We start from the raw sequence: 18815 nt of genomic DNA, 5'->3' as shown, positions 1-18815 counted from the left end.
TCGGGTTTGGCTTCTATACTCCCAGCCGAACCCACTTTTTTCGTTCCAAGGAGTCGAGTCATGGATGAGCAAAAACGCGTCGAAGTGGCTGAACCTCGCTTCGAACATGGACACTTCCTGCTGATTGCAGGTTTTCGCGATCGCTTTACCAAAGAGACCGTCCAGGACATCCCTGCGCTGTGGGAAAAACTCATCCCGCACATCGGAAATATTCCGGGGCAGAAGGGTGAAGTGACCTACGGCGTCTGCAGCAATTTTGACGGCAACGGCGGTTTCGATTACATGGCCGGGGTCGAAATCAGGAAGCTGGATGACTTTCCGCAGGAAAAGTATCCGTGGATCGAAATCCTCCCGCGCCAGTACGCGGTGTTCGAGCACAAGGGTTCGCTCGACCTGCTGCCGCAGACCCTTGAGTACATCTATAAAACCTGGCTGCCGGCCTCCGAATACAAGGGCCTCAATGCCCCGGAGCTGGAACGCTACAGCGCCGATTTCAACCCGAAGCTCAAAACCGGCAAGCTGGAAATCTGCATCCCGGTCGAAAAGAAAACCTGATGGGCAACCGGCAGCGCGAACCCGCTTCGCGCTGCCGTTCGAGCCCTATTTGCCCTTGATCCGTCGCGCCCGCAACAGGTCGATGCCCAGGGTGATGAAGCCGAAGAAGCTGATGCCCAACACCATCAACAAACCGATTTCCACGCTGCTCATAAGCTGTTTCCCCTTCGGGTGATCAGAGACAGTGTTCAGGAATAGACCGTCCCGAATCCGAAGAAAAGCGCTTATACGCAGGCTTTACGCCGCCCGCGCGGATCGATATGAACATCTTATTCCTTTATCCTTGGCGTCCTTGTTTTCACTGATTTCGAGCCGCCATGAACACCGTCATCCGCCACGTCACCGCCGCCGACCTGGATCGCTGCTACGCCATCGAAACCCTCGCCTATGAAGGCGACGAAGCCGCGACCCGCGAGAAGATCGCCACGCGCATCGCCACCTGGCCGGACGGTTTCATCGTCGCGGAAGTGGACGGGCAGGTAGCCGGGTTCATCAACTCCGGTGCGGCGTTTGACGTGCAGATGTCCGACGAGGCGTTCAAGGAACTGATCGGCCACGACCCGGCCGGGCCGAACGTGGTGATCATGTCAGTGGTGGTGCACCCGGATTATCAGGGCCTGGGTCTGGCTAAGCGCCTGCTGGGCGAGTTCATCGAGCGCATGCGCGAGCAGGGCAAGGCGACGATCCATCTGATGTGCAAGGAACGGCACATCCCGCTGTACGCCGGATTCGGTTTCGCCTACATCAAACCGTCCGAGTCCGACCACGGCGGGATGGCGTGGCACGAGATGATTCTGGCTCTGTAAGTCATTACGCGGAACCTGTGGGAGCTGGCTTGCCAGCGATGGCGTCGGCACATCAAACATTGATGTCGACTGAACCACCGCTATCGCTGGCAAGCCAGCTCCCACAGGTTTTTGCGGCGCTTGTGCACCTGATTTAGTAAAGGCTGTTCTGCACTCTGGTCGGGGCTTCGCGATCATAAGCCTCGGCATCGAACTGCCCATCATTCAGGCGCTTGTGAAACGCTCCCGCCGTCGGCAGTGCCGAGCGCGGCAGATGAGTTTGCGGATTCCACGCATCCGAACGCACAAACGCTTTCGAGCAATGGAAAAACGCCGCGTCCACCGTCACCAGCAACACCGTGCGCGCCGGTTTGCCGTTGACCGCGAAACTTTCCAGCAACTCCGGATCAGCGCTGATAGTTGCGGTGCCATTGACCCGCAACGTCTCGCCAATCCCCGGAATGATGAACAGCAGCGACACCCGTGGATCGTGCAGCACGTTGCGCAAGGTATCGATGCGGTTGTTGCCCGGGCGATCCGGCAGGGCCAGGGTGCGTTCGTCGATGATTCGCACAAACCCCGGCGCATCACCACGTGGTGAACCGTCGATGCCATCGGCGCCCACCGAACTGACAATCACCAGCGGCGAGACCCGGACCATCGCCTGATAGTCCTCGTTGAGAAAGCCGATCTGCTTGCGCACTGCCCGCTCGTGGGGCAGTCCGTAAATGGCTTCCAGCGCTTCGATTGAATCGATCATCGTTGCTCCCTCGACGATTAGAAGAACAGCCCCATGCGCCGCTCGTAACCGATGCGACCCTTGTACGCTTCGCCGCTGTCGACGAAGCCATATTTGGCGTACAGCGCAATCGCGGCGTCGTTGTCGGCGTCCACCGACAGTTCCAGCCCTTTGATCTCCGGCCAGGCCTGACGCGCAACGTCCGGCAACGCCAGCAGACAGGCCTTGCCATAACCCTTGCCCTGGGCGCGGTGATCGACCTGCAAGGCATGCAGGGTGGCGCTGTGTTCATCGGCCCATTCCGGCAACACCGGCGGGCGCTTGAGCAGCAGGAATGCCACTGGTACTTCCTCGGCGAGCAATGCAAAACCTTTCACGCCGGGGCCGGGTTTCGACAGCAGGGTGTGCAGGGCGCCGTGGATGTCGCCGGAGAATTTGATCTGTTCGGCGTGGATTTCAATGGCCTCGACCTGTTGGCGTTGGGTGGCGTTCAGGCTTTCGTAAGGCACGAGTCGGGCTGACACGGGAATTTCCTTTTTCCTACAAAGATGAGTCCCGGATTCTAGCGATTTTGTCTTCTTCGGAATTTTTTTGTTTCAACTGTCGATCCGGCCAATCGCCGAACGACAAAGGGTGTCTTCACAACAAAAAACAGGGAGAAAACCCATGAGTACGCAAGCGCAGATTCAAGCCATCATCGACACCTACCGTCAGGCCGTCATGACCAAGGACGTGGAAAAGGTCATGACCCTGTACGCCGACGACATCCTCTCGTTCGATGCGATCAAGGCCCTGCAATTCAAGGGCAAGGAGGCCTACCGTGCCCATTGGATCGCCTGTATGGAAATGTGCCCCGGCCCGCACATCTTCGAATTCCACGAAATCGCCATCGAGACCGGCGACAACATCGCCTTCGCCCACTGGGTCGCCAACTGCGGCGGCACCAATGACAAGGGCGAAACCCAGAGCTGCTGGATGCGCGCCACTGCCTGCTATCGCCTTGTTGGCGGGACCTGGAAAATTGCCCACGAACACTGGTCGGCACCGTTCGATCCGATGACCGGCTCGACGCTGTTCGATGCGAAACCCTGATCTTCAGCCATAGTTGATCCGTCCGATTCAGGAGAACGCCATGAAGTATTTATGCCTGGTCTACAGCGATGAGCGCCTGCTGCATTCGTCGCCCGACAGCCCGGAAGACGCCGAGTGCTGGGCCTACGCCGAGTCGATCCAGGGCAGCGGCCGGATGGTCGCGGCCGAAGCGCTGGAGTCGGTGCAGACCGCCACCACGGTGCGCATGCGCAACGGCAAGTTGTCGATCACCGATGGCCCGTTCGCCGAGACCAAGGAGCAACTGGCCGGGTTCTACCTGATCGACGCGCGGGACCTCAACGAAGCAATTCAGGTCGCCGGCAACATTCCGGCGGCCCGGGTCGGCAGCGTCGAAGTGCGTCCCGTGCGGCAGTTGAATGTCTGAGGTCGCGGCCCGGGTCGCGCAGGTCTACCGCGAAGAGTCGCGGCGGATCCTCGCGACCCTGATCCGTCTGCTAGGCGATTTCGACCTCGCCGAAGAAGCCTTGCACGAGGCGTTCTTTGTCGCGGTCGAGCGCTGGCAGCAGGATGGCGTGCCGGACAATCCACGGGCGTGGCTGGTGTCCACCGGGCGCTTCAAGGCCATCGACGTGTTGCGCCGTCGCGCGCGGTTCAAGGCCTCGCAGCCGTTGCTGCTGGCGCAACTGGAAGAGCTGGAACAGTCCGAATGGGACGTTGAAGACGTGGAAGACGATCGCCTGCGCCTGATCTTCACCTGCTGCCACCCGGCGCTGGCGGCGGACGCGCAAGTGCCGCTGACCCTGCGCGAAGTCTGCGACCTCACTACCGAAGAAATCGCCCGCGCATTTCTCTCGGCCCCGGCGGCGATTGCCCAGCGCATCGTGCGCGCCAAGGCGAAGATCCGCGACGCGAAAATCCCCTATCAAGTCCCGAGCCTGAGCGAATTGCCCGAGCGCCTCGACAGCGTGTTGCGGGTGATTTATCTGGTGTTCAACGAAGGCTACTCGGCGTCCGGCGGCGCCCAGGTGACCCGCGAGGATTTGACTCGTGAGGCGATTCGTCTGGGGCGTCTGCTGCTGGAGTTGTTGCCGGATCCGGAAGTCATGGGCTTGCTGGCATTGATGCTGTTGCATGAGTCGCGGCGTTCGGCTCGTTCATCGCCAAGTGGTGAGTTGATTCTGCTGGATGATCAGGATCGCGGATTGTGGAATGCCGATCTGATTGCAGAAGGCTGCAATCTGGTGGAGCGGGCGCTGACCACCGGACGCTTCGGGCCGTATTGCCTGCAAGCGGCGATTGCGGCAGTGCACGCCGAAGCACCGACGGCAGGAGAGACAGACTGGGAACAGATCGTCGGGCTGTATGACGTGTTGCTGCGGGCGGTGCCGTCGCCGGTGATCGAGTTGAACCGGGCGGTGGCGGTGGCCAAGCGTGACGGGGCGTTGGCGGGGTTGACCTTGATCGAAGGGATTCTGGAGCGCGGGGAGTTGCAGGATTACCACCTGGCGCATTCGGCGCGGGCGGAGTTTTGTCGGCAGCTGGGGCGGGTTGAGGAGGCTAGGGCGGCTTACCGGCGAGCCCTGGAACTGACCCGTCAGGAGCCGGAACGCAGGTTTATCGAAGGGCGATTGCAGGAGCTGGCGCCGAGCAATCGCCCTTGAAAAAATGGGATCAGGCCTGCTGCCGCGTAGCAGCCATCACAATCTCGCGAATACAAACCCCCTGCGGCTGCCCATACGCATAGGCAATCGCTGTCGCCACATCCTCGGCGCTCAACACCGTGCCACCCATGTCCTGTTTCCACGCCTGATAGCCAGTCTTGATCGCCTCATCCGTGGTATGGCTCAACAACTCGGTCTCCACCGCCCCCGGCGCAATCGTGGTCACCCGCACGTTATGCGGCGCCAGTTCTTCACGCAGGTTCTCCGACAGCCCATGCACTGCAAACTTGGTCCCGACATACGCCACATGGTTCGGAAAGGTCTTGCGCCCGGCCACCGAACTGACGTTGATGATGGTGCCGTGCTTGCGCTCGATCATCCCGGCGACCACCGCGTGCACGCCATTGAGCAGGCCCTTCACGTTGACGTCGAGCATCTGGTCCCACTGCGCCGGGTCCTGTTTGCTCATTTCGCCCAACAGCATCACCCCGGCGTTGTTGATCAGCGCATCGGCCGGGCCGAACTGCGCTTCAGCCTCGGCCACAGCGGCCAGCAGAGCATCGCGGTCGGTGATGTCGACGCGGCGGCTGAAGGTGTTCGGCAGTGCCAGTGCTTCGAGGCGTTCGATACGGCGCGCCAGCAACAGCAGCGGATGGCCGGCAGCGCTCAAGCGGCGGGCGGTGGCTTCGCCGATGCCCGAGCTGGCGCCGGTGATGATGATCAGTGGCTTGCCCATGGTTGAACTCCTGAGATAAGAAAAACAAATAACCAGATTCGGGACGCAGTATATTTAGCCCGCTGGAGGCTGAAAAATGCCTTATTCCTCTGTCTGCCATCGGAATCTCCTATGGATATCCGTCATCTCAAAGCCTTCCTCGCCGTATTCGAGGAACGCAACATCACCGCCGCCGCGCAACGGCTGTTCATCAGTCAGCCCACGTTGTCGGTGACCATCAAACAGCTGGAAGAAGAGCTCGGCGCGACGCTGTTCGTGCGTCAGCCCCGTGGTGTGGAGGTCAGTGACGAAGCGCGGCTGCTGTACCCGCAGGCACGACGGATGGTGGCTGAGTCCGAGGCGTTGAGCCGGATGTTTCGCGGCCGCGAAAACCGTGCGCCGCTGACCCTCGGCATCGAGGGTGACATCGCCGCCAGTCACATCGAAGCTTTCGTGCGCATGGCCCATCAGGCGTTGCCCAATCTGCTGCTGACGCTGGAGGAGGGCTGTCACGGCGATGGTCGGTTGGCGGTCGAGGAAATGTGTTGCGAGGACGAACTGTTCCTGCCGCTGTGGGAAGAGTCCTATGTGATGGCGCTGCCCCTCGATCACTCGATGGCCAACGCGCAGGCAGGCTGGGCGCCGATCGAGGACTGGATTACTTGTCCGCAACATCCGTCCCATCAGCGGTTGATGGCGCTGTACGGACGTTCACCGGAAGCGGTGGCGGGGCATGCCGGTTCGTTGCAGCAAGCGTTGCACATGGTGGCGGCGGGTGTCGGCGTGGCGATGTTGCCGCAGTCGCTGGTGAGCGGGCATGAACGCATTGTCGTGCGTGCGCTGCACCTGCCGGCGCCGACCCGGCGGGTGGGGTTGTGTTATGCGGCGCAGGCGCTGGAATTGCCGACGATGCGCGGATTACACGAGTATTTTCAAGTGAACCGCCCGGCAGCCATCGAAGCGGCTTGAGCTATTCCAGCATCTTGCTGAGCAACCAGCTCCCCGCCGGCCCCGGCGGGTACAGCCGCGACCACAGCGCATCGACGAACACCGGTTTCGGCCAGCCACGCACGTTCAGTTCCACCAGCGAGTCATTGCCGAAATGCTCCACCAGCCAGCGCGGCAGTGGCGCCCAGCCGAAGCCTTTCTGGGCCATCTCCAGCAGCATCAGATAACTCGGCGCCGACCACACCCGACCTTTGCCGCGACTGTCATAGGGATTGACGATGGTGGCCAGGCGCAGCTCGCGATGCTGTTCAAGGGCTGTTTGATCGATGGATTCCTGCGTCGCCAATGGATGATTACGGCCGACGAACAAGGCGATTTCAGTGCGTTCGGCGACGGTCGCGGTCGCCAGGTCCGGCGGGTAGTTGTCCTGCATCTCGGCGAATGCCAGATGCGCCCGACCGCGCTGCACCAGTTCGATCAGGTCATCGCACTCGGCGATCAGGCATTCCAGCTCCAGATCCGGATACCGCTGCTCGAAGCCCACCAATGCGGCTTCGAAACGGTCGGACTGATAAGTGTCGGAAATCGCCACCGTAAGTTTCGGCTCGACACCTTGAGCCAATTGCCGGGCGGTCATTTCCAGTCGGCTGGTGGCCGACAGAATCGCCTCGGCCCGTTGCAGCATCACGTGACCGGCCGGGGTCAAGGTCGGTTTGCGGCTGCTACGGTCGAACAGCACCAGGTCCAGATCGATTTCCAGACTGGCCACCGCCGCACTCACCGTCGACTGACTGCGCCCGAGTTTACGCGCCGCCGCCGAAAAAGAACCCTGAGTCGCCGCCTGGACAAACGCCAGCAACACTTCCTGAGAAGCCATGAACTATCGCCTTGATCGATGGTTATTGGTTATGAAGTATCGGTGTGGTGCTGGATCATGGCAACCAACTTCACAGAGGACTTCGGCCATGACTGCCAACAAATCCATCACTGAACGTATCTTCCAGGCCATCGGTTTCGAACTGCTGGCGATCCTGATCTGTACGCCGTTGCTGGCGTGGATCATGGGCAAACCGCTGGTGGAAATGGGCGCCGTCACCATTGCCATCGCGTTGCTGGCCCTGGGCTGGAACGTGGTGTTCAACGGCTTCTTCGACCGCATGCTCAAGCGCTGGAACATCGCCCGTAACGCCTGGGTACGGGTGGCGCATGCGCTGCTGTTCGAGGGCGGGTTGATCGTGATGGGCGTGCCGCTGATTGCCTGGTGGCTGTCGGTCAGCCTGTGGCAGGCGTTCCTGCTCGACATTGGCGTGCTGCTGTTCTTCCTGCCGTATACCTACATCTACCACTGGGGTTATGACGTGGTGCGCGAGCGGCTGGTGATGCGCAGCGTCTGCCAGAACTGAAAACAAAAAGTCGCAGCCTGCGAGGGCTGCGATTTTTTTGTCCGGATTTTGTTCGGGCTTAGAGAAACATCCCGCCCGACGCTTCAATCCGCTGACCGTTGATCCACTGCGCCCCCGGCGACAGCAGCAGCGCCAGTGCACCACCGATGTCATCCGGCTGGCCGGCACGGCCCAGCGCGGTGTTGCTGGCGACCATCGCATTCAGCGCCGAATTGTCGCGCACCGCGCCGCCGCCGAAGTCGGTTTCGATGGCGCCCGGTGCCAGGATGTTCACGGCGATCTGCCGCGCACCCAGCTCCTTGGCCTGATAGCGGGTCAGCACTTCCATCGCACCTTTCATCGCCGCGTAGGCGGCATAACCCGGCAGGGTGAAGCGCGCCAGACCGCTGGAGATGTTGATGATCCGCCCGCCATCGTTGATCAGCGGCAGCAGTTGCTGAGTCAGGAAGAACGGCCCTTTCAACTGTACGTTCATCAGCAGGTCGAACTGCTCCGGCGTGGTTTCGGCGAAGGAGGCATGCACGCCAATCCCGGCGTTGTTGATCAGGAAATCGAAGCGCGGCTGTCCGAGCTGTTGCAGCGCTTGCTCCACCCGCACGGCGAAATCGGCAAAACCTTCGCTGCGACCGACATCCAGTTGCAGCATCACGGCGTTGGCGCCGAGTGTTTTCAGTTCCTCGACCAGCGATTGCGCTTCGTCGGCGCGGCTGTTGTAGGTGCCGATGATGTCCACGCCTTGGGCGGCGAGGTGCAGGGCGGCGTTCTTGCCGAGGCCACGGCTGGCACCGGTGATCAATGCGATTTTGCGGTTCATGGGATTTCCTCGAGAGCAGTGACGGTTGATGCAGCAAAGTTTATTTATCCGCCGTGGGGTGATAAACAGACTGAAACCGGAATCACTGGTCGGTCATGCCGAACAATCAACAGGTGGCCCATGAACAAACTGGAACTGCTGCGCACCTTCGTCCGGGTCAGCGAATTGTCGAGTTTCACGATGGCAGGGGAGAGTCTGGGGCTGCCGCGCTCGACGGTATCGGAACAGGTGCAGGCACTGGAAACCCTGCTCGGCACGCGTCTGCTGCAACGCACCACGCGCCGGGTGCAGGCGACTCAGGACGGGCTGGCGCTGTACGAGCGCAGCAAGGATCTGCTGTCGCACATGGACGAAATCGAGAACCTGTTTCGTCAGGACGAAGCGTCGCTGACCGGGCGGATCCGGGTCGATATGCCGAATATTCTGTCGCGGCGGCTGATCATGCCGAAGCTGCCGGAATTCATGGCCCGTCATCCGAACCTGGAACTGGAAATCAGCAGCACCGATCGCCGTGTCGACCTGCTCGCCGAAGGCTTTGATTGCGTGGTGCGCATCGGCGCGCAGCCCGACCAATCGGTGGTCGCGCGGCATCTGGGGGATTTCAGCATGATCAACTGCGCCAGCCCTGCGTATCTTGAGTGCTACGGCGTGCCGCAGACGCTTGAGGATCTGGCGCAGCATCGGCTGGTGCATTACGTCGGAGTGCTGGGTTCGCGTTCGGAAGGGTTTGTCTACGAGCAGGACGGGCAGGTCCACCGCGTGCCGATGGCCGGCAGCGTGACGGTCAACAGCACCGATGCCTACGAGTCGGCGTGTCTTGGGGGATTCGGTCTGATCCAGGTGCCGCGTACCGGGATGAATACCTATCTGGACACCGGTGAGGTGGTGACGGTACTGCCGCAATACACCGCGCCGGCGATGGGCATTTCACTGCTGTACGCGAGGCAGCGACATCTGCCGTTGCGGGTGCGGGTGTTCATGGACTGGCTGGGGGAGTTGATTCGTTCGACGCTCTGATTCCTGCCGCAAATCCCTGTGGGAGCAAAGGCTCTCACAGGGATTCGGGTCGATCAGAAGATCTGGGTAAACAGCCAGTACAGACTGCCCGACAGCAGAATCGCTGCCGGCAACGTCAGCACCCACGCCATCAGCAGATTGCGGATGGTCTTCATCTGCAGGCCGCCACCGTTGGCGACCATGGTCCCGGCCACGCCCGAGGACAATACATGAGTGGTCGACACCGGCAGGCCGAACATGTCGGCGGCGCCGATGGTCAGCATCGCCACGGTTTCCGCCGACGCGCCCTGGGCGTAGGTCAGGTGGGTCTTGCCGATCTTCTCGCCGACCGTGACCACGATCCGCTTCCAGCCGACCATGGTGCCCAGCCCCAACGCAATCGCCACGGCGATCTTCACCCACAGCGGAATGAACCGCGTGGCGTTGTCGATCTGCTGCTTGAACAATTGCAGTTTGTTGGTGGTGTCGGCATCGAAGGTGCCGACCTTGTTCTTGTCCATCAGGCGAATGGTTTCGCTGGCCAGGTACATGTCGTTACGCACGTTGCCCATGGCCTCGGCCGGGACTTTCGACAGCGAACCGTAGCCTTTCACTTCTTCACCGATATGCCCGGTCAGCGCGGCGAGGGCCGGGATCAGTTGCGGCGTGGCTTCCTTGCTGCGCACGTAATCCGAGAGCACCGGACGCGGATCGGCCGGGGCCGGCAGCGGGGCGCTTTTCACCAGCGCCTGCTGGGTGACTTCAGCCACCGCCGCGAACTGCAGCGTCTGATCGGCAGGCATGGTGCGGTTCAGGGCGTAAGCCATCGGCAAGGTGCCGACCAGAATCAGCATGATCAGGCCCATGCCTTTCTGGCCGTCGTTAGAACCGTGGGCGAAGGACACGCCGGTGCAGGTGGCGATCAGCAGACCGCGAATCCACCATGGCGGCGGGGTGTTGCCTTCCGGTGCCTTGTACAGCGAACGGTTCTTCACGAACGCACGCAACGCCAGCAGCAACAGCGCCGCGCAACCGAAACCCACCAGCGGCGACAGCAGCAGTGCGTAACCGATCTTGGTGGCCTGGGCCCAGTCCACACCGCTGGTGCCATCGCGACCGTGCATCAGGGCATTCGCTACGCCAACGCCGATGATCGAGCCGATCAGCGTGTGCGACGACGAGGCCGGCAGGCCCAGCCACCAGGTGCCGAGGTTCCACAGGATCGCGGCGATCAGCAGGGCGAAGATCATCGCGAAACCGGCGGACGAGCCGACCTGCAGAATCAGCTCAACCGGCAACAGCGCGATGATGCCGAACGCCACCGCGCCGCTCGAAAGCAACACGCCGAGGAAGTTGAAGAAACCCGACCAGACCACAGCCACGTTCGGCGGCAGCGAGTGGGTGTAGATCACCGTGGCCACGGCGTTGGCGGTGTCGTGGAAGCCGTTGACGAACTCGAAGCCCAGCGCAATCAGCAGTGCCACGCCGAGCAGCAGGAACGGCGTCCAGGTGGTGACCACCGTGCCGAGTTCGTGCATGTCGTGCATCAGGCTGTAGGCGGTGAACAGCATCCCCATGGCCAGCACGGCGAAGAACACCACGTAAGTGAAGGGGCCGGTTTTCTTGTCGAGCGCCGGCCTGCCGCTGGAAGCGGGGGCCGGGCTGGCGGTCAGGGAGGGAGTAGCCATGGGAGGACAATCCTGAGCGAGGGAAGGAGTGTCGCCCATGATCGTTGCTAAATATTACAGAGAGACTGCGGCAGATCAGTGTTCGGTGGATTAGCCGCGCCGCCGGTCCTAATAATCCCCGCGCTTGCGAAACGCCCAGCGCCCGGCAATCACGGTGAACGTGGCCACCAGTGCCACCAGAATCCAGAACCCTTCCGGATCGGTGGCCAGCGGCACACCGCCGACGTTCATGCCGAAGAAACCGGCGATGATGTTGATCGGCAACGCCAGCACCGTGACCACGGTCAGGGTGAACAGGGTGCGGTTGCTCTGTTCGTTGAGGTTGGCGGCGATCTCTTCCTGCAACAGCTTGATCCGCTCGCCGAGGGCCGTAAGGTCGTTGATGATCAGCGCGAACTCCTCGGTGGATTTGCGCAGCTCCTTGACGTCTTCCTTCTGCAACCAGGACGGTGGCCGGTTGAGCAGGCGCAGCAGCGAGCCCGGCTCCAGCGCCAGCAGCCGTTGCAGGCGCACCAGCACCCGACGGTTGGCGCCGAGTTCGGCGCGGTTGGTCGACAGCCGTGAGGAGAGCAGTTCGTCCTCGACCTGATCGACGCTCATGCTGGTCTTGCGCACGATCTGGGTCAGCACTTCGCCCTGATCGCGCAGCAGGTGCACGAGCAATTCCGACGGCGAGCGAAAGCACTCGCCGGCCTTCACCGATGAACGCAGCTTGTCCACCGAGTGCAGCGGTTGCAGGCGCGCACTGACGATCAGTTTGCTGCGCACGCAGACCCACAGCGTCGACACGTCCGACGACACCATGCTGCTGAGGTTGAACACCACGTCGTTGACCACCGCCAGCAACGCCGAATCCACATGCTCGATGCGGGTCGAGCGCGAGCCTTCATGCAGCGCCTCGAAAAATTCCTGGGGCAATTGCAGATGACTTTTCATCCAGCGCTCGCACGCGGCGTGGGCGAGGTTCAGGTGCAGCCAGAGGAATTCGTCGCTGTCGCTGTCGCTGTCGTCCTGCAGACAGCGCAGGGCGGTCGCCGAATCCACTTCGCGCCCGCGCTCGCCCGGGCGAAAACGGAAGCCGTAAAGCAGGCCAAACAGATCAGGATCGCGATGGCTGATATCCAGGCTGTGGTTCATGAAGTCTCGCTGCAAGGAAGGCGTCTGTTGCGGGATTTGCAGATTCACCTGAGCCGCATCATTGCAATGCAATGTGACGTTTTGGTGACAGCGAAATGACGTCAAAATCAATGCCTTACCGGCGGTCGGAATTTTCTCAAGAAGTGCTCTGGCACGCCGATCACGCATGAGTTAGGTTGCGCGCCTTCGGCCAAGAGCCAAGGTCCGCCGACACGGATGTCCGGCCACAATTCACGTCTTGTCGGACGTGCCTCATCCCTGTCATGAGTACCTGCGATGCTGCAAAAATCCCTGAGAGCGCAAATTCTCGCCCTGCTGAGCGGCAGCCTGTTGGCGATGCTGTTGATCGCGCTGGCCTGCTTTCATTTTCTGTCCAACGGCGTGCAAAGCTACAGCCAGTTGATCGCCGGTCCCTTGCACACCTCGCAACTGATCGACGAAGCCAATCTGCAATTCAAGGTGCAGGTCCAGGAGTGGAAAAACGTCCTGCTGCGCGGCAAGCAACCGGCAGATCTGGCCAAGTACTGGGGCCAGTTCGAAGACCGTCAGCGCGATGTGCAGAACATCCTCGGTGAACTGGCCAACCAGAAAGGCCTCGAGCCTTCGCTGAAAACCCGCATCGAACGTCTGCGTGAAGAGCATCGTTTGCTCGGCGCCGCGTACCAGAAAGGTCGCGATGCCTACGTAGCCGCCGGTGCCGATCCGACCGCTGGCGACGTGGCGGTCAAAGGCGTCGACCGCGCCGCCAGTGACCAGATGAGCGAGCTGGTGGCCGAGCTGCGCAAGCAGGGCACCGAACAGTCGGCACTGATCAGCGCCAGCGCCGATCGCACCGTGATGCTGGGGATTCTGGTGATGCTCGCTTCCGGTCTGTTGATCGGTCTGCTGAGCCTGTGGCTGGTCAACCGCAATCTGGTCGAGCCGATCCGCAAACTCATCGACTACGTCACCCAGTTGAGCAAGGGCCGTCTGGTCGAACGTGTGGCCAGCGACCGTCAGGACGAGCTGGGCAATCTGGCTGCTGCGGCCAACACCCTGCGCGATTTCCTCGCCGAAACCTTCAACCATCTGCAGCGCAGCGCCAAGGATCTGGACAGCGCCAGCGGCGAGTTGAACGCCATCGCCACCGTGATGGCCGGCGGCACCAACGAGCAGTTCAACCGCACCGATCAGGTGGCCACGGCGATGAATGAAATGTCCGCCACTGCCCAGGAAGTCGCCCGTCATGCGGCCGATGCGGCGCGTGCTGCCGACGATGCCGACCAGTCCGCCCAGCAGGGCGAGAAAGTCATGCAGAGCACCATCCACAGCATCACCCAGATGCGCGGTGAAATTGCCAACACCGCCACGGTGATCCGTCGTCTGGAAGCCGATAGCGGGCGCATCGGCAAGGTGCTGGAAGTGATTCGCGGCATCGCCGAACAGACCAACCTGCTGGCGCTCAACGCGGCCATCGAAGCGGCCCGTGCCGGCGAAGCCGGGCGTGGTTTCGCGGTGGTGGCCGACGAGGTGCGCAACCTCGCGCAGCGTACGGCGGAGTCGATCATCGAGATCAACCAGATCATCCAGAGCGTGCAGACCGGCGCGGTGGATGCAGCCCACGCCATCGACAGCGGCCAGACCCGCAGCGATGAAAGCGTCGAGCAAGTGACCCAGGCCGGCGCCATGCTTGAGCGCATCACCCATGCGGTGGAAGCGATCCGCGACATGAACCGCCAGATCGCCACGGCAGCTGAAGAGCAGACCTCGGTGGCCGAAGACATCTCGCGCAACCTGACCGAGATCACGTCGATTGCCAGCACCAACCTCGACAACGTGCAGCGCACCGAAAGCGCCAGCCAGAACCTGCACGGCCTGTCCGGCCAACTGAACGACGTCACCGCTCGCCTGAGCGTCTGACCCGCCAGCGACTGTGTACCGGCCCGGTTACCGAGTCGGTACACAGTCGATCTCAATTCGTGCAGGCCGCCGCCGATGGCCGGTTATTCATAACCGTCATTGGAGATTTCCCATGGTCAGCATCACGTCTGTTTCGATCAATCAGACCGTCACCACGTCCACCAGTAAAACGTCGATTGCCGACACGGGCGATGACACCTCGACCTCTGCGGCGGCCAGCACCGGTGTGAAGGCCGACACCAGCAAAGTCGCGGCGGGCGGTGGTGCGGCGCCATCGGGTGACAGCAGCTCCAGCAATGATGAATCGGATACCGTGAAGGAACTGCGCAAGCAGATCGCCGAACTGCAAAAGCAATTGCAGGAACAGCAACAGGCGTTGCAAGCGGCTCAGGCCAAGCAGGAAAGTCAGGATGCGAAGGCGGTAGATGTTGCGGCTGCGCAATCGCAGATCGCGACGACGTCGGCTTCGTTGCAGACGGCGACGGCGGCATTGTTGGCGGCTTTGCAGGAGTCGGATTCGAGTACGTCGGGGGCGTTGGTCAGTACTTCTGCATAAGTCGCAGACACAAAAAAGCCGCACGATCCGAAAATCGTGCGGCTTTGTCTTGCGGGGTTATCAGTGATCCTGCTTGTTGCTCAGAACCTTGCCGGTGGCCGCATCCAGATCCACGTCCCATTCCTTGCCATCGGCAGTACGCAGCTCGACTTCGTACTCATAGCCGTTGAAATGGTTGTCCAGGTCGGTGTCGACGATGGTCGCGCCCGGGTGCAGGGCCAGGGCAATCTTGTTCAGCTCTTCCAGTGGCTTGACCTTGCCGGATTTGACCAGCTCAGGGATCTGATCGACACGAACGTCAGCCTGGGCCAGGCCAGCGGTGAGGGTCAGGGCAGCAGCGGTAAACAGGGCAGTCAGGGTTTTCATCGGTTATTCCTTTGGGTGATTCGTTCAAGTGAGTTCAGGTTAGTCACCGCAACTTAATTCACCCTTAAAAATCGCCGCAGGTGTTTGCGTCGTTTGTTCAATCGCCGTTCTGCGCAAACTTTCATGCTCGGCCTTCGATTAATGGAGGTGGACATGAAACGCATTTTTTCGTGGTTGTACGCGCCGGTATTCTGGGTTGGATTCATCGGCGGTGGTATTGGATTGGCGGGGCATTCGCTGCTGTGGTTGATGCCGCTGTTTGCTGTGGCGCTGGCGGTGTCGTTCGCCGCCGAATGGCTGCTGCCTTATGAAGTGAACTGGAATCGCCCGGCCGGCGATCGTCGTCGCGACATGCTGCACGCGCTGGTCAACGAAGCGCTGAACGCCATCGGCCTGTTGGCATTGCCGGGGCTGGTGACGCTGCTGGCGATTGACGGTGCTTGGCCGTCGAACTGGCCGCTGTGGCTGCAAGTCGGCCTGGCGATTTTCATCGCCGATGCCGGCGTGAGCCTGATGCATTACGCCAGCCACCGGGTGCCGTGGATGTGGCGGTTGCACGCGATTCATCACAGCGTCGAGCGACTCTACGGGTTCAACGGTTTGATGAAGCATCCACTGCATCAATTGCTGGAGGCGACGGCGGGACTGTTGCCGTTGCTGGTGCTGGGCATTCCGTCCGAGGTGGCGGTGTTGCTGGCGTTCGCCATTGCGATCCAGCTGTTGTTGCAGCATTCGAACGTCGACATGCGCGTCGGCCCGTTGCGCCGGATTTTCGCCTGGGCGCCGCTGCATCGCTTTCATCACATGAAGTACGGGCGCGCCGGTGACGTCAATTTCGGGCTGTTCTTTACGTTGTGGGACTGGTTGCTGGGCACCGGTTTTTATACGGAGCATTACCGGATCGGCGAGGGTAACCTGGGCATCGGCAGTCGTCCGGATTTTCCGCGTGACTACGTGGCGCAATTGCTCGATCCGTTCGAACCGGCAACGCTGGGCAAGGAACCGAAAGTGCCGGACGGCTTGCGACGTTGAGTCAGTCCAACAGGTGCAGTTCGATGTGCTGCAACGCCTGGCGGGCGGTGACGCCGAAGAGTTTTTTCAGGCTGCGGGAGAAGTGCGCCGAATCGGCAAACCCGGCGACGTGGGCGGCGTCGGTCACCGCGCTGCCGGCGATTATTGACGCCATCGCCAGTCGCAATCGTCGCCACAAGACGAGTCGCCGCACCGGCAAACCGACCTGGCTGACGAACAACCGCTGCAACTGACTCATGGACACGTGCGCAGCATCGGCCACCGCACTTGCGGCGACTTTGTTCGACAGCGAGGCATCGACAGTGGCGAGGGCGCGTTCGATTCGCGGGTCATTCAGCGGGCGGCGTGGGCATTGGCCAATGGCGTGATCCAGTGCCGACAACGACAGCTCACTGTCGAACAGCGCACCGCGCAACACTTGGGCGTCGAACCGCAAGGGTTCGGCATACACGGTGAACACGGGATCCGGCGCCTCGACAATCGCATGGCGAGTCTGGGACGTAATCAATAGCCGGGAAGTGGTCACGGTTTCGCCCTCGACCAGCAATGTCACTGGCCGGTCAGGCGCAAGAATCAGTTGATGCGCATAGTGGGAGTGGGGCGCAGTGCGCCCCGACATCCCGTGGAGCAGGCCATGGTCGTGCCCCAGCCAGAGGCGGCCTGTCCACGGGGTGTCCGGTTGCATCAGAAACCGTTGTTCTTCAGCACCTGATCCACACTGGCGGCGGCCGGGCGTTTGTAGAACTTCAGCAGTTCGCTGGCGCGGTTGGTGAAGATGCCGTCGACGCCGGCAGCCATGACTTTCTCGTAGTCCACCGGCTCATCGACGGTGTAGACGTGTACCAGCAGGCCCTTGTCGTGGGTGTATTTGTTCATCCATGGCTGCACCAGATCCGAATAGCTCTGATCGCCGCCGTGAGTCAGCTTGGCCGAAGGACCGGTGCCGATGGCACCCTGGGCCTTGGCGTAGTCGATCCATTGCTTGAATTCAGCTTCGGATTTCGGCTCTTGCTTGCCGTAGAAAACGTTCTTGTCCTTCTCGCCGGATTCGGCAAAGGTCACTTTCGATTTCGGCTCGATGCTGCCTTCGCCGACCCACAGCAACAGGATCTTCGGCACCTGCGGCATTTCCTTTTGCAGCAGTTCGAGGCTGTTTTTCTCGAAGGTCTGCAGGATCACCTTGCCGTTGCTTTCGCCGACGCTGGCGACGTTTTTCGCCGGTTTGGCACCCGCCGGGATCAGCAGGCCGCGAGCCTGGAGTTTTTCCTTCAGGTCATGCTCGATGCCAGGGAACAGTTGCGGTTCCTTGGTCTCGATGTACAGGCCCGGCTTGTGCTTCGGGTTGGCCTGGGCGATGTCGATGATTTCGTCCAGGGTCAGAATCTGCAGGCCGACGTAGGACGGGCGCGCGCGATCCGGGTAAGCCTTGTTGTACCAGCTGCCGGCATCGAGGGTTTTCAGTTCGGCCATGGTGAAGGCGTTGGCCGGGCTGTCCTTGCGATCCGGGAACTTGGTGGCGACGTCGGTGGTGCGTTGCAGATTGTTGTCGTGCAGGGCGAACAGCACGCCGTCCTTGCTGCGCTGCAGGTCCATTTCCAGGTAGTCGGCGCCGAGGTCCCGGGCCAGTTTGTAGGAGGCTGCGGTGGATTCCGGTGCGTCGAAGGAGGCGCCACGGTGGGCGATCACCGCCGGGTGCGGAATGCCCTCGGAGGCAGCGAGTGCAACAGGGCTTGGCTGGGCGGCGGCATGGGCCTGGCCGAGGCCGAGCATCAGGCTCAGCAGCAGAGCGCTTTTGGTAAACGTGGCGGGCATGTCGAGGTCCTTTCGCAGGTATTTTCGAAGATGTCCCTTTTAGCAACTCAAACGAAAACCTGCTATCGCAAGACCGACATAAACGTACTGAAAGCGAAAATTTCCGCACTTTTGTGCGTTTGTTTGCAGTACGCTTGGCCACGGCAACCACCCCGGCAGAGGGTGTGCCTCAATGCCCTGCGTGTAAACCTTCGATCACTCTTGTGAGGTTTACCATGCGCATCACATCCCAACTCATCTGCCAGGCGGCCGACGACCTCAAGGGCTTTGTCGGCCTCAACCGCAAGACCGGCCAGTACATCGTGCGTTTCAGCGAAGATTCGTTCGGCATGGACGTGGCCGATGACGGCATTATTCCCGCCAGCGAATTCGTCTGGGCCCCCGCGACGGAACAGACCATGACGCTGAAGCGCGAGCTGATCCAGTTGCTGCTCGATCAGCACATCGACGACCGGATCAACATCACCGAGCCGTTGCGCGTTTACATGAGCAAGCGCGAAGTGCCGGAGATTGAGGCGGTGCGCAGTCTGGTGAAGGGCTGAGGTTTTTCGGTAATTCCTTTGCCGCCATCGCGAGCAAGCTCGCTCCCACAGGTTATGGGTTGTTTTGAAAATTACGCTGTACCTGTGGGAGCGGGCTTGGTCCGGGCGGCGATC

22 protein-coding genes are annotated in these 18815 nt (G+C 61.2%); 12 read left to right on the top strand and 10 right to left on the bottom strand.

Going from position 1 to position 18815, the window contains the following annotated elements; translation table 11 throughout:
• Positions 1-60 precede the first annotated feature (60 nt).
• The gene (locus tag IF189_RS21545) at positions 61-555 is read left to right on the top strand and encodes a GyrI-like domain-containing protein (protein ID WP_134827857.1); all 495 of its coding nucleotides are present in this window, start codon (positions 61-63) and stop codon (positions 553-555) included.
• 317 nt (positions 556-872) lie between these two features.
• The gene (locus IF189_RS21540; protein ID WP_134827856.1) at positions 873-1361 is read left to right on the top strand and encodes a GNAT family N-acetyltransferase; all 489 of its coding nucleotides are present in this window, start codon (positions 873-875) and stop codon (positions 1359-1361) included.
• A gap of 133 nt (positions 1362-1494) precedes the next feature.
• On the opposite strand, the gene IF189_RS21535 is transcribed toward IF189_RS21540, so the two are convergent.
• Entirely contained in the window at positions 1495-2100 is a 606-nt protein-coding gene (locus IF189_RS21535) for a pyridoxamine 5'-phosphate oxidase family protein (RefSeq protein WP_134827855.1), read from the bottom strand.
• Positions 2101-2117: 17 nt separating this feature from the next.
• Positions 2118-2603, bottom strand: coding sequence for a GNAT family N-acetyltransferase (locus tag IF189_RS21530; protein ID WP_085683640.1), 486 nt, complete (start codon positions 2601-2603; stop codon positions 2118-2120).
• A 142-nt stretch (positions 2604-2745) separates the two neighbouring features.
• On the opposite strand from IF189_RS21530, the gene IF189_RS21525 reads away from it, so the two are divergent.
• Genes IF189_RS21525 through IF189_RS21515 form a run of 3 tightly spaced genes read left to right on the top strand, consistent with a single transcriptional unit; the run spans position 2746 to position 4793 of the window.
• Positions 2746-3171 (top strand): YybH family protein, encoded by a 426-nt coding sequence (locus IF189_RS21525; protein ID WP_134827854.1) that lies wholly within the window; start codon positions 2746-2748, stop codon positions 3169-3171.
• A 40-nt stretch (positions 3172-3211) separates the two neighbouring features.
• Complete coding sequence (locus tag IF189_RS21520) at positions 3212-3556, top strand: YciI family protein (protein ID WP_007951101.1); 345 nt, start codon at positions 3212-3214, stop codon at positions 3554-3556.
• On the top strand, positions 3549-4793 hold the full coding sequence (locus tag IF189_RS21515; protein WP_192552235.1) for an RNA polymerase sigma factor: 1245 nt from the start codon (positions 3549-3551) through the stop codon (positions 4791-4793). Before IF189_RS21520 ends, IF189_RS21515 begins: the two co-directional genes overlap by 8 nt.
• 10 nt (positions 4794-4803) lie before the next feature.
• Here the strand turns inward: IF189_RS21515 and IF189_RS21510 are convergent, their stop codons facing one another.
• Positions 4804-5529 carry an SDR family oxidoreductase gene (locus tag IF189_RS21510; protein ID WP_192552234.1) on the bottom strand — a complete coding sequence of 242 codons (726 nt, stop codon included), beginning with the start codon at positions 5527-5529 and terminating at the stop codon, positions 4804-4806.
• A gap of 111 nt (positions 5530-5640) precedes the next feature.
• Between IF189_RS21510 and IF189_RS21505 the strand changes: the two genes are divergently transcribed.
• Complete coding sequence (locus IF189_RS21505) at positions 5641-6477, top strand: LysR family transcriptional regulator (RefSeq protein ID WP_192552233.1); 837 nt, start codon at positions 5641-5643, stop codon at positions 6475-6477.
• A 1-nt stretch (position 6478) separates the two neighbouring features.
• Here IF189_RS21505 and IF189_RS21500 read toward each other — a convergent pair whose 3' ends face one another.
• Positions 6479-7333 (bottom strand): LysR family transcriptional regulator, encoded by an 855-nt coding sequence (locus IF189_RS21500; protein ID WP_134827851.1) that lies wholly within the window; start codon positions 7331-7333, stop codon positions 6479-6481.
• 88 nt (positions 7334-7421) lie between these two features.
• On the opposite strand from IF189_RS21500, the gene IF189_RS21495 reads away from it, so the two are divergent.
• On the top strand, positions 7422-7859 hold the full coding sequence (locus IF189_RS21495) for a multidrug/biocide efflux PACE transporter (protein ID WP_192552232.1): 438 nt from the start codon (positions 7422-7424) through the stop codon (positions 7857-7859).
• Between the two features lie 58 nt (positions 7860-7917).
• On the opposite strand, the gene IF189_RS21490 is transcribed toward IF189_RS21495, so the two are convergent.
• The gene (locus IF189_RS21490; RefSeq protein ID WP_192552231.1) at positions 7918-8673 is read right to left on the bottom strand and encodes an SDR family NAD(P)-dependent oxidoreductase; all 756 of its coding nucleotides are present in this window, start codon (positions 8671-8673) and stop codon (positions 7918-7920) included.
• Positions 8674-8793: 120 nt separating this feature from the next.
• Between IF189_RS21490 and IF189_RS21485 the strand changes: the two genes are divergently transcribed.
• The gene (locus IF189_RS21485; RefSeq protein WP_192552230.1) at positions 8794-9690 is read left to right on the top strand and encodes a LysR family transcriptional regulator; all 897 of its coding nucleotides are present in this window, start codon (positions 8794-8796) and stop codon (positions 9688-9690) included.
• Positions 9691-9743: 53 nt separating this feature from the next.
• Here IF189_RS21485 and IF189_RS21480 read toward each other — a convergent pair whose 3' ends face one another.
• Together IF189_RS21480 and IF189_RS21475 are read right to left on the bottom strand one after the other, a co-directional pair.
• Entirely contained in the window at positions 9744-11357 is a 1614-nt protein-coding gene (locus IF189_RS21480) for an inorganic phosphate transporter (RefSeq protein WP_192552229.1), read from the bottom strand.
• Positions 11358-11465: 108 nt separating this feature from the next.
• Positions 11466-12494 carry a transporter gene (locus IF189_RS21475; RefSeq protein ID WP_134827927.1) on the bottom strand — a complete coding sequence of 343 codons (1029 nt, stop codon included), beginning with the start codon at positions 12492-12494 and terminating at the stop codon, positions 11466-11468.
• 276 nt (positions 12495-12770) lie between these two features.
• Here IF189_RS21475 and IF189_RS21470 point away from each other — a divergent pair, with 276 nt between their 5' ends.
• Positions 12771-14393, top strand: a complete 1623-nt coding sequence (locus IF189_RS21470) for a methyl-accepting chemotaxis protein (protein WP_085709694.1) — start codon at positions 12771-12773, stop codon at positions 14391-14393.
• A gap of 112 nt (positions 14394-14505) precedes the next feature.
• Positions 14506-14949, top strand: coding sequence for a hypothetical protein (locus IF189_RS21465; RefSeq protein WP_192552228.1), 444 nt, complete (start codon positions 14506-14508; stop codon positions 14947-14949).
• Positions 14950-15009: 60 nt separating this feature from the next.
• Here IF189_RS21465 and IF189_RS21460 read toward each other — a convergent pair whose 3' ends face one another.
• Positions 15010-15315 carry a PepSY domain-containing protein gene (locus IF189_RS21460; protein ID WP_192552227.1) on the bottom strand — a complete coding sequence of 102 codons (306 nt, stop codon included), beginning with the start codon at positions 15313-15315 and terminating at the stop codon, positions 15010-15012.
• Positions 15316-15468: 153 nt separating this feature from the next.
• On the opposite strand from IF189_RS21460, the gene IF189_RS21455 reads away from it, so the two are divergent.
• Entirely contained in the window at positions 15469-16347 is an 879-nt protein-coding gene (locus tag IF189_RS21455) for a sterol desaturase family protein (protein ID WP_192552226.1), read from the top strand.
• Position 16348: 1 nt separating this feature from the next.
• Here the strand turns inward: IF189_RS21455 and IF189_RS21450 are convergent, their stop codons facing one another.
• Together IF189_RS21450 and IF189_RS21445 are read right to left on the bottom strand one after the other, a co-directional pair.
• Positions 16349-17032, bottom strand: a complete 684-nt coding sequence (locus IF189_RS21450; protein ID WP_192552225.1) for a helix-turn-helix domain-containing protein — start codon at positions 17030-17032, stop codon at positions 16349-16351.
• Positions 17032-18159: a glycerophosphodiester phosphodiesterase gene (locus IF189_RS21445; RefSeq protein WP_114884967.1), complete on the bottom strand. Its 1128-nt coding sequence runs from the start codon at positions 18157-18159 to the stop codon at positions 17032-17034. The genes IF189_RS21450 and IF189_RS21445 overlap by 1 nt, the downstream gene beginning before the upstream one ends.
• A 215-nt stretch (positions 18160-18374) precedes the next feature.
• On the opposite strand from IF189_RS21445, the gene IF189_RS21440 reads away from it, so the two are divergent.
• Positions 18375-18701, top strand: coding sequence for a DUF2025 family protein (locus IF189_RS21440; protein WP_085701605.1), 327 nt, complete (start codon positions 18375-18377; stop codon positions 18699-18701).
• The last annotated feature ends 114 nt before the right edge of the window (positions 18702-18815 follow it).

The sequence above is a fragment of the Pseudomonas sp. IzPS59 genome, assembly GCF_014863505.1.
In the GTDB taxonomy this organism is placed as follows: Bacteria; Pseudomonadota; Gammaproteobacteria; order Pseudomonadales; family Pseudomonadaceae; genus Aquipseudomonas; species Aquipseudomonas kribbensis.
The sequence above is the reverse complement of the archived record's forward strand: the minus strand, read 5'-3'. Positions and strand labels throughout refer to the sequence as shown.